12 protein-coding genes and 1 tRNA gene (1 of these 13 only partly in view) are annotated in these 16,082 nt (G+C 67.6%); 3 read left to right on the top strand and 10 right to left on the bottom strand.

All coding sequences use genetic code 11. The features are described from left to right. The 6 genes from rplM to DRW48_RS00415 all read right to left on the bottom strand — a co-directional run. Positions 1–385, bottom strand: partial view of a 50S ribosomal protein L13 gene (rplM, locus tag DRW48_RS00390; RefSeq protein ID WP_114074685.1) — the 5' portion only. Its footprint begins 80 nt before the window's first position; only the first 385 of its 465 coding nucleotides appear in the window; its start codon is at positions 383–385; its stop codon lies off the left edge, out of view. 153 nt (positions 386–538) lie between these two features. Further along, positions 539–961, bottom strand: coding sequence for a PaaI family thioesterase (locus DRW48_RS00395; RefSeq protein WP_241963312.1), 423 nt, complete (start codon positions 959–961; stop codon positions 539–541). 57 nt (positions 962–1,018) lie between these two features. Continuing rightward, positions 1,019–1,762, bottom strand: coding sequence for a cytochrome c biogenesis CcdA family protein (locus tag DRW48_RS00400; RefSeq protein WP_114074686.1), 744 nt, complete (start codon positions 1,760–1,762; stop codon positions 1,019–1,021). A gap of 84 nt (positions 1,763–1,846) precedes the next feature. Next, positions 1,847–4,177: a glycine--tRNA ligase subunit beta gene (gene glyS, locus DRW48_RS00405; RefSeq protein ID WP_114074687.1), complete on the bottom strand. Its 2,331-nt coding sequence runs from the start codon at positions 4,175–4,177 to the stop codon at positions 1,847–1,849. After that, positions 4,177–4,659, bottom strand: coding sequence for a DUF6446 family protein (locus DRW48_RS00410; RefSeq protein WP_114074688.1), 483 nt, complete (start codon positions 4,657–4,659; stop codon positions 4,177–4,179). Before DRW48_RS00410 ends, glyS begins: the two co-directional genes overlap by 1 nt. Then, on the bottom strand, positions 4,656–5,585 hold the full coding sequence (locus tag DRW48_RS00415; RefSeq protein WP_114074689.1) for a glycine--tRNA ligase subunit alpha: 930 nt from the start codon (positions 5,583–5,585) through the stop codon (positions 4,656–4,658). Before DRW48_RS00415 ends, DRW48_RS00410 begins: the two co-directional genes overlap by 4 nt. Before the next feature lie 171 nt (positions 5,586–5,756). Between DRW48_RS00415 and DRW48_RS00420 the strand changes: the two genes are divergently transcribed. Next, positions 5,757–7,208, top strand: a complete 1,452-nt coding sequence (locus DRW48_RS00420; RefSeq protein ID WP_162784647.1) for a peptidoglycan-binding domain-containing protein — start codon at positions 5,757–5,759, stop codon at positions 7,206–7,208. A 4-nt stretch (positions 7,209–7,212) separates the two neighbouring features. Here DRW48_RS00420 and DRW48_RS00425 read toward each other — a convergent pair whose 3' ends face one another. Continuing rightward, complete coding sequence (locus tag DRW48_RS00425) at positions 7,213–8,679, bottom strand: TrkH family potassium uptake protein (protein ID WP_114074691.1); 1,467 nt, start codon at positions 8,677–8,679, stop codon at positions 7,213–7,215. Positions 8,680–8,887: 208 nt separating this feature from the next. Between DRW48_RS00425 and DRW48_RS00430 the strand changes: the two genes are divergently transcribed. Further along, positions 8,888–12,328: a pyruvate carboxylase gene (locus DRW48_RS00430; protein ID WP_114074692.1), complete on the top strand. Its 3,441-nt coding sequence runs from the start codon at positions 8,888–8,890 to the stop codon at positions 12,326–12,328. A 22-nt stretch (positions 12,329–12,350) separates the two neighbouring features. Here the strand turns inward: DRW48_RS00430 and DRW48_RS00435 are convergent, their stop codons facing one another. After that, positions 12,351–12,872 (bottom strand): hypothetical protein, encoded by a 522-nt coding sequence (locus DRW48_RS00435; protein ID WP_162784648.1) that lies wholly within the window; start codon positions 12,870–12,872, stop codon positions 12,351–12,353. Continuing rightward, on the bottom strand, positions 12,862–13,491 hold the full coding sequence (locus DRW48_RS00440; RefSeq protein WP_114074694.1) for a DUF5671 domain-containing protein: 630 nt from the start codon (positions 13,489–13,491) through the stop codon (positions 12,862–12,864). Before DRW48_RS00440 ends, DRW48_RS00435 begins: the two co-directional genes overlap by 11 nt. A gap of 160 nt (positions 13,492–13,651) precedes the next feature. Between DRW48_RS00440 and DRW48_RS00445 the strand changes: the two genes are divergently transcribed. Next, positions 13,652–13,726, top strand: a tRNA-Gly gene (locus DRW48_RS00445). A gap of 84 nt (positions 13,727–13,810) precedes the next feature. Here the strand turns inward: DRW48_RS00445 and rnr are convergent. Continuing rightward, positions 13,811–16,075 carry a ribonuclease R gene (gene rnr, locus DRW48_RS00450; RefSeq protein WP_114074695.1) on the bottom strand — a complete coding sequence of 755 codons (2,265 nt, stop codon included), beginning with the start codon at positions 16,073–16,075 and terminating at the stop codon, positions 13,811–13,813. Positions 16,076–16,082 lie beyond the last annotated feature (7 nt).

The raw sequence follows: 16,082 nt of genomic DNA on the forward strand, positions 1-16,082 counted from the left end.
CGCCGGCATAGACGCGCAGGTTGGTCATCTGCTGCTTGCCCAGCTTGTTGCGGCTGATCATGCGCTCGACGGCTTTGGTCACGACGCGCTCGGGGTGGGCGCCTTCCAGCACTTGGCGGGCGGTGCGGAACTTGATCCCGCCCGGATGGCCGGTGTGCCAGTAGTAGCGCTTGTCGTCGCGCTTGTTGCCGGTCATCTGCACCTTGTCGGCGTTGATGATGATCACGTTGTCGCCCATGTCCATGTGCGGCGTGAAAGTGGCTTTGTGCTTGCCGCGCAGACGGGTGGCGACGATGACGGCGAGGCGGCCCAGAACGACGCCCTCGGCGTCAATCAGGATCCACTTCTTGTCGATGTCCGCAGGCTTGGCGGTATAGGTTTTCATTGCTCTCAGACCCTTCGGGGCAGCGTTCCATTTCGGGATGCGGCTGTATCGTGGATCGCGCTTCACGGGTCAAGCGGCAGAGGCGCTATTAAATTGCATTAAAACATGGTGTTACAAGATAGGTAATATAATACCTATTCAGAAGCGCTTGCTTTAGCGGTCTCGCGGCGGGATCGAGTAGGTCATCGAGGCCCGGGCCAGGATTGCCTCGTCCCCTTCGGCGCGAACCAATCCGTCGGCCACGGCCAAGCTGCGCCCCAGCTTCAAAAGGCGCGTCTCGACCAGCAGATCGCGGCCGGCCCTAGGCTTGCGCATAAAGTCGATCGAGGCGTTGGTCGTCACCGCCAGACCCACCGGCCCGATGCGCGACAAGATCAGCAGGTAGACCGCCAGGTCCACCAGCCCGAACATCGACGGCCCCGAGACTGTCCCACCCGGCCGCAGATGCTGCGGTCCTGCGATCATCCGGCAGATCAGTCCCGCCTCATCCACGGCCTCGACCCGGTAGTCATTCGCCACTTGCGGAAAATCGCTCGCCAGAAAGGCGTTCAGCGCCGCCGCGTCCATCCGCACCATGCTTGTCCCGGCCACTGCCCCGCACACAGCCTCGCCGCTCGCGCGGCGCGGTGCAAGTCAGCCGAGCAGGGCGAGCGAGGGGAACGTTTCCAGAAGCCAATAGGAGAATGCGCTGAAGGCACCGGTCAGCAACGCCACGCCGACAAGGACCAGCAACGCGCCCATCACCCGCTCGATCACGCCCATCCACGGCTTGATGCGGTTCATCAGCCCGATCGCGCGGCTGATGAAGATCGCCGACAGGATGAACGGGATGCCGAGGCCGAGCGCATAGACCGCCAGCAGCGCAGTGCCTCGGCCCGTCGCGCCGCTCTGGGCGGCCAGCGACAGGATCATGCCGAGCTGCGGGCCGATGCACGGCGTCCAGCCAAAGGCAAAGGCAAGGCCCAGCAAATAGGCGCCGATGGCGCCCCCACCCTTGGCGCCAGCGTCGATCCGCGCTTCGCGGTCCAGCACGGGGATGCGGAACAGGCGCAGGAAATGCAGTCCCAGGATGATGACCATCACGCCCGAGGCGCGGGACAGCCAGATCTGCTGCTGCAGGAACGCCCGCCCCAGCGTCGAGGCCGCGGCACCCATGATCAGAAAGACCGTCGACAGGCCCATCACGAAGAACAGCGCCGGCAGGACGGCGCTACGCTCGCGCGTTTTCAGGCCATTGACCCCGACGCCGGTCATGTAAGCCAGATAGGGCGGCACGATCGGCAGCACGCAAGGCGACAGGAACGAGAGCAGGCCGGCCGCAAGGGCAACGAGCGCTGCGGGCAAAAACCCCGAAGAGGCAAGGTCGATGGCGTCCATGCCCGTTGCCTATACCCCCTTCCGTGCCGGCGCGAGGCGACGCTTGGTCACGCCTGTGTCAAGCAGGAGGGGTCGCACTGACAACTAGCCCTCGATCCGCGAGAAATCGGCAATCGGCGCCGCAGCCTCGCGGATGCGATGCAGCAGGTTCAGACGGTTGCGCCGCACCGTCTGGTTGTCGGTGTTGATCTGCGCCGCCTCAAAGAAGGCGTCGATGGGCGCGCGCAGCCCGGCGATAGCGGTCATGGCCGCGGGGAAATCCTCTGCCGCTACGGCATCGCGGATGCGCGGCTCTGCTGCATCGAGGGCGGCAAACAGGGCGTGTTCCTCATTCGTCTGGGCGAACTTGAGATCGGCACCGTAGCTGTATTCCACGCCGTCCTTCGCCTCGGCCTGCGACAGGATATTCGCGGCCCGCTTGAGGCCCTGCAGCAGGTTGGTCCCGTCCTCGGTCCCCAGCATCGCATTCAGCGCGGTGGCGCGGGCGACGACAAGGGTAAGGTCGTCATTGCCAGGCATCGCCAGAACCGCGTCGATCACGTCGTGGCGGACGCCCTGCTCGCGCAGGTGGACCTTGAGGCGATCGTGGAGGAAGGAGAGTAGGTCAGAGGCTATGGACGGCGACTGCATCCCGATGGTTGCAGAACGATCCTCAAGCCAATCGTGCACACGATCAAGGTCGGCAATTTGGCGCGGCGCGACTACCGCGATAGCAGCCTCGATATGTCTGCGCGCTGCCGAGGAAACATTTTGGGCTATCCAGTCTGTCAGCGCCAGCACATTCCAAGTTTCGCCCTCGGCTGTGCGGGGGTGATGTCCTTTACCCAGCAAATAGTTTTGCAAATCGCGGACGCCCGTCAAGGCCTCGGAAACGGCGCCATAATCTTGATTGCGCTCAATCGAGGCCTGAAGGATCACACCCACTCCAACCCGAACCCCATTCCCCAACACCAACCGGATAACCCCCAACGCCGCCCGGCGCAGCGCATAGGGGTCTTTCGACCCGGTGGGCTTTTCATCAATCGCCCAGAACCCCGTCAGCGTGTCGATCTTGTCCGCCAACGCGACGGCCACCGATACGGGCGCCGAGGGCACCGCGTCGCTCGGCCCCAGCGGCGAGTAATGATCGCGCGCCGCATCGGCTACCGCCTCCGACAGCCTCGCCGCCTGCGCGTAATAGCGGCCCATGGTGCCCTGCAATTCGGGGAACTCACCCACCATCGCCGACCGCAGATCCAGCTTGGCGATCTTTGCCGCCTGCTCGGCCTCGTCTGCATCCGCGCCCACCGCAGGCGCGATCTCGCGCGCGAGCGCTGCGATCCGTTCCACCCGCTCCGCCTGCGAGCCGAGCTTGGCGTGGAACGTCACTGACTTCAGCCCCTCGGCCCAGTCCGTCATCCCGGCCCTGGCCTCGCGCAGGTCTCCCTCCCAAAAGAACACCGCATCAGACAGTCGTGCCGCCAGCACCCGCTGGTTGCCCTTCAGGATCGTCGCGCCGTCGTCCTCCGCCTCGATATTGGCGACGGTGACAAAGCCCTCGATCCGGCCGGTCTTGGGGTTGCGCGCTGAAAAGAATTTCTGGTGCTCGCGCATCGAGGTTTGCAGAACCTCGGGCGGCAGGTCGAGGAAACGCGCCTCAATCTCGCCCATAAGCGGCACCGGCCATTCGACCAGACCCGCGACCTCGGCCAGCAGGGCGTCGTCGGGGACGATCTCCAACCCGCGGGCAAAGGCCAGGGTCTCGGCCTGATGGCGGATCGTCTCGCGCCGCTCGGCGGGGTCGAGCATGACCTTGGCGCGGCGCAGCTTGGCGGCATAGTCGTCAAAGCTGCTCACCTGGAACGGCTCCGGCGCCATGAAGCGGTGGCCGCGCGTGGTGTTCCCGGCGCTGATCCCCTCGATCTCGAACGGGACGACACGGCTGCCGGCGTCGTCGGACAGCAGCGCGATGATGCTGTGCAACGGGCGCACCCAGCGCAGGCTGCCCGCGCCCCAGCGCATCGACTTGGGCCAGGGGAAATCGCGGATGACGGCGCCCAGCACCTCGGCGACGATCGCCTCGGCCGGGCGGCCGGGGCGGGTCACGCTGGCAAAGAACACCTCGCCCTTCTTTTCCGCCCGTCGTTCCAACTGCTCCAGCGTCAGACCGGTGCTGCGCAGAAAGCCGTCGATCGCCGGTTGCGCGGCGTCGGTGCGCGGACCCTTGCGCTCCTCGCGGGTGGTCGGGCTTTCGGCGGACAGCCCCTCGACCGCCAGCACCAGCCGGCGCGGCGTCGCAAAGGCCCCGGCCGAGGCATAGGTCAGGCCAGAGGTGACCAGACCCTCGGTCATCAGCCGCCGCAGGTCATCGGCCGCGCGGGCCTGCATCCGGGCGGGGATTTCCTCGGAAAACAGCTCGATCAACAGGTCGGGCATCAGTCCATCACTCCGCGCTCGGGCGTCTTTTCGTTGAATTGGTGCCAGGCGACGCCGTGACCGTCCGGCCAGATGGCAAGGACCCGGTCGACGTCGGGTCGCACTTCGGCCGCGCCGAGATAGGCCTTTGCCTCGCCCGAGGCGAGCGCCGCCGTCACGGCACCCGAGTCGTAGCAGTCAAACCAGGACGGCCCGTTCAACGGCGTCGGCGCGGCGAACGGCACCATGTCCGCGACCGGCGCGGGCTGCGAAAGGGTAAAGCACGCCCGCCAACGGACCGGCGAGGAATTGGCGTCGATCCCCTCGGCCGAGGCGACCGGCAGGACGCGCAGCGTGCCATCGGCAAGGGTGGCCGTGATCTGCGGGGCGACGCGGTCCTGCGGCAGGGTCTCGTAAAAGCCCCAGACCTGCATGTACCACACCCCCGCGCCGGCGGCCAAACCCGCCGCCACCAGGGCCAATGCCGGCCACTTGCCGTTCACGACAGCGCGCCTTGTTGGGCTTCGGCCGCCACGAAGGCGTCCGCGCAGGCCTTGGCCAGCGTCCGGACCCGGCCGATAAACGCTTGCCGCTCGGTCACGCTGATCACGCCTCGGGCGTCGAGCAGGTTGAACAGGTGGCTCGCCTTGATCGCCTGATCATAGGCCGGCAAAGGCATGGCGATGGTGCGCCCTGCCCCGTCCTGCGGATCGGCAGCGAGGATGCGGCCGCATTCCGCCTCGGCATCCTCGAAATGCCGCAACAGCGTCGCGGTGTCGGCAATGTCAAAGTTCCAGCGCGAATACTCTCGCTCTGCCTCGCGGAAGATGTCGCCATAGGTCAACGGGATCGGCGAGGCCGGATCGTTGAAGGGCATGTCCATGACATGCTCGACCCCCAGCACATACATCGCCAGCCGCTCCAGCCCGTAGGTCAGCTCGCCCGACACCGGGCGGCAGTCATGACCGCCGACCTGCTGGAAATAGGTGAACTGGCTGACCTCCATGCCGTCGCACCAGACCTCCCAGCCGAGGCCCCAGGCGCCGAGGGTCGGGCTTTCCCAGTCATCCTCGACAAAGCGCACGTCATGTTTCAGCGGGTCGAGGCCGATCGCACGCAGGCTGCCCAGATACAACTCCTGCAGGTCGGGCGGCGAAGGTTTGATGATGACCTGATACTGATAATAGTGTTGCAGTCGGTTCGGGTTTTCTCCGTAGCGCCCATCGGTTGGCCGGCGCGAGGGCTGGACATAGGCCGCGGCCCAAGGGCGCGGGCCAAGACTGCGCAGCGTCGTCGCGGGGTGAAAGGTTCCGGCCCCGACCTCCATGTCATAGGGTTGCAGGATGGCGCATCCCGATGCAGCCCAGTGGCCCTGAAGGCGCAAAATCACGTCCTGAAAGCAGCGCGGGGCGGTCTGGGGGCTGGTCATGAACCCGGTCCTTTTGCATAACTGCGGCGACGGTTGGGCGCGTTCTAGGCAGGGGCCGGGGCACGGTCAATGCGACCCGCCGCACGCGACCAGACCGGGCGCGCAACACATGAGGCCGCGCAGCACGCGGCAAACAGCGCGCCAAGCGCGACGAGGACGAGGCAGGACGAGATGCGGCGAGCGGGACTGATGATGCTGATGGCCGCGGTGGGCCTGCCGGGCCTGGCCGCCGCCGAGGACGCCTGGATCCGCATCGAGGCCAAGCGCGGCAATCAGGCCGAAGCGGCACTGGCCGGTTGGCGCGAGAAATTCCAGGACGTGCAGAGCTTCAAGCTGCCGAACGGCATGACCGGCATCGCGCTCGGTCCACAGGACGCCGCGGCGGCAGCCGCGCGCATGGCGCAGCTGAAGGCTGCGGGCACGATCCCGGCTGACAGCTTTCTGACAGCACCGGGCGGCATCGCGCCGCTCACCGGCGCCGCCCTCGCCGCGCAGGCCTCTGCGGGGGGTGACACGGCCGAGCCTCCGGCCGCTCAAACGCAGGCGGGCCCCGATGGCACCCATATCCAGTTGCAGGCGACGCCCGGTCGGATTTCGGCCAACGAGGCCTTGGCGCACTGGCAGACGCGCTTCCCTGAGGCCGGTTTGTGGCGCCTGCCCGGCGGCATGTTCGTCGTCGCCCTCGCCCCGCAAACCCCCGAGGCTGCGGCCGCGCGCCTTGCCCACCTGAAGCGCGACGGCAGCGTGCCCAGCGACACCTACCTGGCCACCACGGCAGAGCTTGGGGCCGTCTTGGTCACGCCCGGACAAGCGCAGGAGCCACCGCCCGCGGACGCAGCGACACCAGAAGGCACCGCCGATCAATCGGCCCCGGCGACACCGGGGGCCGTCCCGGCCGCCGCCTCGACCGCCGGCCTCGATGTTGTCGCGTCCCCATCAGAGCCACCGGCGCCCCCCGCCCCCGCGGTCATGCCGCCGATCGAACAGGTGCAGGCCGCGCTGCGCTGGGCGGGCTTTTACGACGGACCGGTCGACGGAAAATCCGGGCCCGGCACCCGCGAGGCCATCGACAAGGAAATCGCCGCCAGCGAGCAGCCGGACCAGCCTCCGGCCGAGGCGATGATCGCCCTGATCGCCCGGCGCGAGGCGTGGCGGACCGAGATGGGCCTGACCCGCCTAGACGACGAAGCCTCGGGCCTCGGCCTCAGCGCGCCGATGGACCGACTGGCCTTTGACCGGGTCGAGCGCGGGCTGTCGATCTATGGGCCCAAGGATGGCTCTGGCGCCGCCCTGATCCTCTTCCGCCAGGCAGGCGGCCAACAGGAAATGCTGGATATTGCGGGACTGGTGACCGCCCTCGGCTGGGTGCCACACCCCGAGCGGACGGTCACGCGCGGCGCGGTCAAATTGGCCGGCCACGACGCGCAGCATCGCGGCCATGCCGAGGCACGGGTGGCAGGCGATAAGGTCGAAGGCTGGGTGCTGATCTGGCCCGAGGAGGACGCCGAAAACGCCGCGCGCCTCGCCGTCGAGGCAAGCGAGAGCTTTTCCGCGACCCCGGCCCCTGCTCCGGTCGAAGCGTCGGCCGCGGCCTCGGGCGAGACCGCCACGCCGGCCAACTAATCCCTCAGCCTGCCACCACTTGGCTGCGCCAGAATCGCGGCAACAGCAGCACCAGCACCGACACCAGCTCGAGCCGGCCGAGGAACATGCCGGCGATCAACAGCCATTTCGCGAAACCGGGAAACTGGTCGATCGCGCCATTGTCGCTGGTCCCCGGTCCCCAGACCGGCCCGACGTTGCAAATCGAGGTCCAGGCCGCGGTCAGCGCAGTCCGCGGCGCCAGTCCGGCCAGCGACAGGCCGACGATCAGCAGACCGAAGCACAGGATGAACAAGGTCATGAACGTGACCACCGAATCGAGCACGTCCTGCTCAAGCGGTCGCCCGTCATAACGCAGCGGCAGTATCCGGTGAGGCGAGGACATGCGCTGCAACTGCACCCGCACCGCCTCCTTCAGCACCAGGAACCGGAACACCTTGATCGAACAGCCGGTCGAGCCGGTGCAGCCGCCGATCAGCCCGCAGACGATCAGAACCCCCAGCGCGAACGGCCCCCAGGCGGACACGTCGCCAAAGCCGAAGCCGGTTCCGGAAAAGGTCGAGATCACGTTGAAGAGCGACTCGCGGAACAGCACCTCGAACCCGTCGGGGGCGCCCTCGTTCAGCCAGCGCCACAGGATGATCGCGACGACGGCTATCCCGATCCAGCGCAGATAAGCGCGCACCTGCGGATCGCGCCACAGTGCGCGCGGCCGTCCGTGGACCATCTGCACCAAGCGGATAAAGGGGATCGAGGCACCTATCATGAAAAGGCACGCCGAATACTGCGCGCCGCGCAGATGCGCGCCAAAACTGGCGTCATGGTTGGAAAAGCCGCCCGTCGAACAGGTCGACAAGGCGTGAAACACCGCGTCATAGGGGCTCATCCCGCTGATAAGGAAGGCCACCAGGCATGCCGCGGTCATGGCGATGTAGACCCAGGTCAGCTCTGCCGCCATGTCGAAGGCGCGCGGCAGCTCCTTGCCCATGGTGTCAAAACCCTCGCTGCGAAAGAACTGCATGCCCCCGACCCGCATCGCGGGCAGGAACAGCATCGCGACGATGACGATCCCAAGGCCGCCCAGCCAATGCAGGATGGCCCGCCACAGGTTCGCACCGGGCGGCAGCGCGTCGAGATGCGGAAATGCCGTCGTGCCGGTGGTCGTCAGTCCGGACATCGATTCGAAGATGGCGTCCGTAAAGCCGACATGCGGCGCGCCGACCATGAACGGGATTGCGCCGACCACGCAGCAGACCGACCACAGCGCGGTGGTCAGCAGGAACGCCTGCTCGACCGTCAGCGATCGCTCGTGCCCGCGTGTCGCGGTCATGATCAGCCCAGCCACGAGGGCGGTCAGCGCGCTGACAATCGCAAACGCATGCCAGTTGCTGTTGCCTTCGGACCAGTCCACGACCATCGGAACGACCATGGTGGCCGCCATGCCGACCACGACCTTGGCCGTCGCGTATATCACCGGTCGAAGCGCCAACATGCCGCCTGATTGGCCCGCCCCGCGCGGACGGTCAAGCGCGCCGCGAGCGCCCCGCAACGCACGCATCAAATTCGCACCGCCGCCGCTGCGCGCGCGCCTGCGACACAATGGCACTGCACGCGACACCGCTTGCGATGCGCCGCTGCGGCCCTAGGATGCGCCGCCAGACGCTAGGGCCTCCCTGGCCACCTGTTTCGGAAGGACCAATATGTTCCGCAAGATCCTCGTCGCCAATCGCGGTGAAATCGCTATCCGCGTGCTGCGCGCGGCAAACGAACTGGGCAAACGCACCGTCGCCGTCTACGCCGAGGAGGATAAACTGAGCCTGCACCGCTTCAAGGCGGACGAGGCTTATCGCATCGGCGAGGGCCTCGGGCCCGTTGCGGCCTACCTTTCTATCCCGGAAATCATCCGCGTGGCGCGCGCGTCCGGCGCCGACGCGATCCACCCCGGCTATGGCCTTCTGTCCGAGAACCCGGAGTTCGTGGACGCCTGCACCGAAGCAGGCATCGCCTTTATCGGCCCGACGGCCGAGACGATGCGCGCCTTGGGCGACAAGGCCAGTGCCCGCCGCGTCGCGATCGAGGCCGGCGTTCCGGTCATTCCCGCCACCGACGTGCTGGGCGACGACATGGCCGAGGTCGCGCGTCAGGCCGAGGCGGTCGGCTATCCGCTGATGCTGAAGGCCAGTTGGGGCGGGGGCGGGCGCGGCATGCGTCCGATCACCGGCCCGGGCGAGTTGGAAGGCAAGGTCCGCGAGGGCCGCCGCGAGGCCGAGGCCGCCTTTGGCAATGGCGAGGGTTATCTGGAAAAGATGATCCTGCGCGCCCGCCACGTCGAGGTGCAGTTGCTGGGCGATTCGCACGGCCACCTCTATCACCTCTTCGAGCGTGACTGCACCGTCCAGCGCCGCAACCAGAAGGTCGTCGAGCGCGCGCCCGCCCCCTACCTCACCGACGAGCAGCGGGCCGAGGTCTGCGGCCTCGCGCTGAAGATCGGCCAGGCGGTCGGCTATCGCAACGCAGGCACGGTCGAGTTCCTGATGGACATCGACAGCGGCGCGTTCTTCTTCATCGAGGTCAACCCGCGCGTTCAGGTCGAACACACCGTCACCGAGGAGGTAACGGGCATCGACATCGTCCAGGCCCAGATCCGCATCGCCGAGGGCGAGACGCTGGCCGCCGCGACCGGCGCGCCGAGCCAAGCCGATATCACGCTGTCAGGCCACGCGATCCAGTGCCGCGTCACGACCGAGGACCCGCAGAACAACTTCATCCCCGACTACGGCCGCCTGACCGCCTATCGCACCGCGACCGGCATGGGCATCCGGCTGGACGGCGGAAACGCCTATCCCGGTGCGGTGGTGACGCGCTTTTACGACTCGCTGCTGGTCAAGGTTACCGCCTGGGCACAGACCCCGGACCAGGCCATCCGCCGCATGGACCGCGCCCTGCGCGAGTTCCGCGTCCGGGGCGTCAGCACGAATATCGATTTCGTCATCAACCTGCTGAAGCATCCCACGTTCCTCGCGAACGAGGCGACAACCAAGTTCATCGACACAACGCCGGCGCTGTTCCACTTCCGCCAGCGGCAGGACCGCGCGACCAAGATCCTGACCTACATCGCCGACATCACGGTCAACGGCCATCCGGAGACCGCGGGCCGCCCCCTGCCCCCGGCAGAGCCGCGCAGCCTGCGCGCGCCCGAGCCCGTCGTGTCCCCGCCCCCGGCCGGCACCCGCCAGTTGCTGGAGGCAGAGGGCCCCCAGGCGGTCGCTGACTGGATGGCGGCCCAAACCCGTCTGCTGATCACCGACACCACTATGCGCGACGGACACCAATCGCTGCTGGCCACGCGCATGCGCAGCATCGACATGATCCGCGTCGCGCCCAGCTATGCCGCCAACCTGCCGGGTCTTTTCAGTGTCGAGTGCTGGGGCGGGGCGACCTTCGATGTCGCCTACCGCTTCTTGCAGGAATGCCCCTGGCAGCGCTTGCGCGACATCCGCGCAGCCATGCCCAACATCATGACCCAGATGCTGCTGCGGGCCAGCAACGGCGTCGGCTACACCAACTATCCCGATAACGTCGTGCAGGCCTTCGTCGCCCGTGCGGCCGTGAGCGGGGTCGACGTGTTCCGCGTGTTCGACAGCCTCAACTGGGTGCCGAACATGCGGGTCGCCATGGACGCGGTGGTCGAGGCCGGCAAGCTGTGCGAGGGCGCCGTCTGCTATACCGGCGATATCCTCGACCCCGACCGGGCCAAGTATGATCTGCGCTATTACGTCCAGACCGGCAAGGAACTGCGCGATGCCGGCGCCCATGTGCTGGGCGTCAAGGACATGGCGGGCCTGCTGAAACCCGCCGCTGCCCGCGTCCTGATGGAGGCGCTGCGCGACGAGGTCGGCCTGCCGATCCATTTCCACACGCATGACACCTCCGGCCTTGCCGGGGCCACCGTGCTGGCTGCGGCCGAGGCGGGCGTTGCCGCGGTCGATGCGGCGATGGACGCCTTTTCCGGCGGGACCTCGCAGCCCTGCCTTGGCAGCATCGTCGAGGCACTGCATCACGCCCCCCGCGATACCGGCCTCGACATCAAGGCGATCCGGGCGATCAGCAACTACTGGGAGGCCGTGCGCGCCGAATATGCCGCCTTTGAAAGCGGCACCCAGGCCCCAGCGTCCGAGGTCTGGCTGCACGAGATGCCTGGCGGCCAGTTCACCAACCTGAAGGCCCAGGCGCGCAGCCTCGGGCTGGAAGATCGCTGGCACGAGGTGGCGCAGGCCTATGCCGACGCCAACGCCATGTTCGGCGATATCGTCAAGGTCACGCCGTCCTCCAAGGTGGTCGGCGACATGGCGCTGATGATGGTCGCGCAGGGCCTCAGCCGCGCGCAGGTCGAGGATCCGGCGGTCGAGGTCAGCTTCCCCGAATCCGTGGTCGACATGCTGCACGGCAACCTTGGCCAACCGCCGGGCGGCTGGCCCTCGGCCTTGCAGGCCAAGGTGCTGAAGGGCGATGCACCGATCACCGACCGGCCTGGCGCGCACCTGCCGCCCGTCGATCTGGAGGCCGCGCGCTCGACCGTCTCGGCCGAGCTGGAGGGTGCGCAGATCGATGACGAGGATCTGATGGGCTACCTGATGTATCCCAAGGTGTTCCTCGACTACATGGCGCGCCACAAGATCTATGGCCCGGTGCGCACTCTGCCGACGCGAACATTCTTTTACGGGATGGAGCCGGGGGATCAGATCAGCGCCGAGATCGACCCCGGCAAGACGCTGGAAATCCGCCTGCAGACCATCGCCGAGGCGGACGAGACCGGCGAGGCCAAGGTGTTCTTCGAACTCAACGGCCAGCCGCGCAGCGTTCGGATCCCGAACCGCAAAATCAAGGCAACGGCCACGGCCCGGCCCAAGGCCGACCCCGCCAATGCCGGCCAGATCGGCGCCCCGATGCCGGGCGTTGTCGCCAGCGTCGCCGCCCGCGCGGGCCAGGCGGTCAAGCCGGGCGACCTGCTGCTGACCATCGAGGCGATGAAGATGGAGACGGCGCTGCATGCCGACCGCGCGGGCACCATCCGCGCCGTCCACGTCGCCCCCGGCCAGCAGATCGACGCCAAGGACCTGCTGATCGAAATGGAGGCCTGACCGGCCCGCCAGGACGGCGCGGTTAGGGCTGCGCCGGCACCACCTGCACCGGGACCTGCTCGGTGTCCTCAGCCTGATCCGGGGCCGCCTTTGGCTCGGTCGTTTGCTCCTGCGGCGCACGCCCGGTGGGCAAGTCGGGCGGCGGTGGTGGCGGCAGGTGACCGACCAGGCAGCCGCGCGCGACGTCGAGGTCGCTCTGCCAGTCATCTGCCTTCAGCGGATGCTCGAAATCGGCACAGACGCGATAGCTGTCGGGCTCGACCGGCTCGAAGCGGTAAGCCGCGGCGGTATACGGGTCGGCCAGCCGCACCTCGCTCGGGCAGGCCGGCGTCGGCGCCAGTTCCGATGGCAGGCGGCGCGGGCCGTTCGTCGCGAGGCACTGCACCTGCGACGACAGGCGGCGCAGGTCATTCATCCGCGTCTCGTCGCGCCGCTCGGACCGTCCTGTCATCGGGCCGCCGGTGAACACCAGCGCCCCACCGACGCTGAGCGCGGTCAACAGTAGCAACGCGGTCGAGGCCCGCCCCTGCGTGCTACGAGACATCGACTTCGTCCCGCAGATAGACCAGCACCACCCCGGCCAACAGCGCCACCCAAAGCGCCTTGGCCGCGAACCGCGCCGTCAGATCACCATTGAGAAGGGCGTAGATCGCCGTGACCAGATCCCCCAGCAGCGTCAGGGTCGCCAGCACCACCACCACCGAGGCCAGCCATTTGCGCACCAGCGAGCGCGCCTGACCCGCGTCGGTCCGCGTCTGGCGCATGACCCGACCATTCAGCCACCAGAACACCGGCCCGAACACCACCAGCGAGGCGATCGACCAGCGCATCGCGGATCGGGGCGGGTCGTAGAAATCGCCGACATCGGGGATCACCTGGTTGATCACCTGCCAGCCCAGCGCGCCGACGCCCCAGATGACATTGCCAAGCGCGATGAACAGCAGCCCGTACAGGACCGCGTCCCGCGCCGAAACATAGGGCGTCGGACGCGGCACCGGCAGCGCGGCGATCCCGGCGGGCGCGGGCAGCCACGCAGCCAGCGCCGCATCGACCTCGCGCGCCGACCAGCCGGCGGCACGAAGCGCCTCGCCCAACTGCGCGGGCGGGTGCCCTTGCTTCAGCCCCTCATGGATGAATTCGGCCAGCTGTTCGCGTGACGCCATGGCCAGCCCCTTCGTTTCTCGCGGTCAGCTTGACCGGCGGGCGGTGCCTGTCAAGCATTGGCGCGAGCGCGTCCGGAAGGGTGAAAAATCCTCTTGCGCCCCCTGCGCGCCTCGCCTAAATGACGCTCCACCGGCGGCGAAGGTCGCAAGGGACTGGAGTGCGGGCGTAGCTCAGGGGTAGAGCATAACCTTGCCAAGGTTAGGGTCGTGAGTTCGAATCTCATCGCCCGCTCCAATACCGACGGTAGAAAAACAGCGGCCCCGACGGGGCCGCTGTTTTCGTTTGCACTAATGCTTTCGGACGGGATGACGGCGGCACCTACCGCTCGCGCCGCACCCGTTTACGCTTCACCGACGCCGCGGTGGCCTTCGACCGCACAGTCCCGCCCCCCCGCCGCGGGCCCTTGCCGCGCGCCCTGTGCGGACCGGTGGGGACGGCGCGGCCGTCCAGCTCGACCAGTTCCAGCATCAAGCCGCCTGTCATCGGCACGGCCTCGGCCAACCGCACGGTGACCCGCTGGCCAACGGCGATTTCGGTCCCCGTGGTCGACCCCATCAGGGTCTGCCTGTCACGGTCGTAAACGAAATACTCCGCCCCGATCTCGCGGATGGGCAGCAGCCCGTCGGCGCCGGTCTCGTCCAGTTTCACGAACGCTCCGAACCGCTGAACGCCGCTGATGCGGCCGGTCATCTCGGTCCCGACCCGCTCGGACAAAAAGGCGGCCAGGTAGCGGTCGGTGGTGTCGCGTTCGGCCAGCATGCTGCGCCGCTCGGTGTCGCTGACGTGCTGGGCGGTCTCGGGCAGCATTTCCTCGTCGGCGCTCGACAGTCCGTCGTCGCCCCAGCGATGCCCGGCGATCAGCGCGCGGTGCACGATCAGGTCGGAATAGCGCCGGATGGGCGAGGTGAAATGGGCGTAGGACCGCAGCGCCAAGCCAAAGTGCCCCAGGTTGCCCGGATGATAATAGGCCTGCTGCATCGAGCGCAGGGTAGTCACGTTGATCAGTTCATCGAAGTCCGTGCCCTCGGCCTGCCCCAGAAGCCGGTTCAGATGCGCCGTCTTCAGTACCTGCCCCTTGGCGAGTGTAAAGCCGGACGCCTGGGCGACCTCGCGCAGCGCATCCAGCTTTTCGACCGTCGGCTCCTCGTGAACACGATACAGCAGCGGGCGCCGCAGACGCTCCAATTCCTCGGCCGCGGCGACGTTGGCGAGGACCATGAACTCCTCAATCAGGCGATGCGCGTCAAAGCGCTCGCGGAAGTTGACTGATTTCACACGACCGTCATTGGTCAGTTCGATCTTGCGCTCGGGCAGGTCCAGTTCCAGCGGCTGGCGACGCTCGCGGGCGGCCTTCAGCAGCCCATAGGCCTTCCAGAGGGGCCCGATCACATCGTCCAGCAGGGGCGCGGTCGCGTCATTCGGCGCGCCATCGGCCGCTGCCTGCGCCTGTTCGTAGCTGAGCGAGGCGCGGCTGTTCATCATGCCGCGATGAAAATCATGGCCGATCTTGTCGCCCTGCGCGTTCAGCCGCATCCGCACCGCGATCACCGGCCGATCAACGCCCTCGTGCAGGCTACACAGATCGCCAGAGAGGATATCGGGCAGCATCGGCACGACGCGGTCGGGGAAATAGGTGCTATTGCCGCGCTTGCGCGCCTCGCGGTCCAGTTCCGAGCCGGGGCGCACGTAATGGGCGACGTCAGCGATGGCGACCCACAGGACCATCCCCTCCGGATTGGCGGGATCGTCCTCGGGCATCGCGCCCACGGCGTCGTCGTGATCGCGGGCATCGACCGGATCGATGGTGACCAGCGGCAGCGCACGCAGGTCCTCGCGACCCGCCATGGAGGCCGGCGTTTGGGCATCTGCCTCCGCCAACACCTCTGCCGGAAAGGCGTCGGGGATACCGTGCTGGTGGATGGCGATCAGGCTGACCGCGCGCGGTGCCGATGGATCGCCCAGCCGCTCGACGATACGCGCCTGCTGGGCCCCCATGCGGCCTTTGGGGCCGACGGGCTCGGCCTCGACCAGCTCGCCATCGCGCGCGTCGAAGGTCATGCCCTCGCGCACCCGCCACTCGCGGTCCTCGCCCTTGTTGATCGGAAGGATGCGCCCGCCCTCGGTCGCCTTGCGAAAGATGCCGACCACGCGCACGGCGGGCGCGACGCCGATGCGGCGCATCAGCCGCGCCTCGTAGTCGTGCTTTTCGTCACGCGCCTCGGTCAGCCGGGCGAGGAACCGCTCGCCTACCGCAATGGCGGGATCACTCGCGCGCGGCAGGAACAGGATTTTGGGCTCGGCCCCGTTGCCTTGCCATTCCATCGGCCGCGCCCACAGATCGCCGGCGGCATCCGGGCCGCGCAATTCCAGCACCGACACCGGCGGCAGCTTGGGGGCGTCCTGATAGTGCCGGCGGCGGCGGGCCAGGCGGCCGTCACCCTCCAGTTCGGCCAGCAGCCGCTTCAACTCGACCCGCTCGGCGCCTTTCAGGCCAAAGGCCTTGGCGATGTCGCGCTTTGAACTGGCGGTCGGATGGGTGTCCAGCCAGTCGATGATCTCGGATTTTGAGGGGAGGCGTGCCATGCGCGCA

The sequence above is a fragment of the Paracoccus suum genome (assembly GCF_003324675.1).
GTDB lineage: Bacteria > Pseudomonadota > Alphaproteobacteria > Rhodobacterales > Rhodobacteraceae > Paracoccus > Paracoccus suum.

Coding starts and splice junctions, on each gene's coding strand:
- DRW48_RS00415 (WP_114074689.1), bottom strand. CDS start 5,585: ATGACCAGCCCCCAGACCGCCCCGCGCTGCTTTCAGGACGTGATTTTG.
- DRW48_RS00425 (WP_114074691.1), bottom strand. CDS start 8,679: ATGTTGGCGCTTCGACCGGTGATATACGCGACGGCCAAGGTCGTGGTC.
- DRW48_RS00440 (WP_114074694.1), bottom strand. CDS start 13,491: ATGGCGTCACGCGAACAGCTGGCCGAATTCATCCATGAGGGGCTGAAG.
- DRW48_RS00430 (WP_114074692.1), top strand. CDS start 8,888: ATGTTCCGCAAGATCCTCGTCGCCAATCGCGGTGAAATCGCTATCCGC.
- DRW48_RS00395 (WP_241963312.1), bottom strand. CDS start 961: ATGGTGCGGATGGACGCGGCGGCGCTGAACGCCTTTCTGGCGAGCGAT.
- glyS (WP_114074687.1), bottom strand. CDS start 4,177: ATGCCCGACCTGTTGATCGAGCTGTTTTCCGAGGAAATCCCCGCCCGG.
- rnr (WP_114074695.1), bottom strand. CDS start 16,075: ATGGCACGCCTCCCCTCAAAATCCGAGATCATCGACTGGCTGGACACC.
- DRW48_RS00420 (WP_162784647.1), top strand. CDS start 5,757: ATGCGGCGAGCGGGACTGATGATGCTGATGGCCGCGGTGGGCCTGCCG.
- DRW48_RS00435 (WP_162784648.1), bottom strand. CDS start 12,872: ATGTCTCGTAGCACGCAGGGGCGGGCCTCGACCGCGTTGCTACTGTTG.
- DRW48_RS00400 (WP_114074686.1), bottom strand. CDS start 1,762: ATGGACGCCATCGACCTTGCCTCTTCGGGGTTTTTGCCCGCAGCGCTC.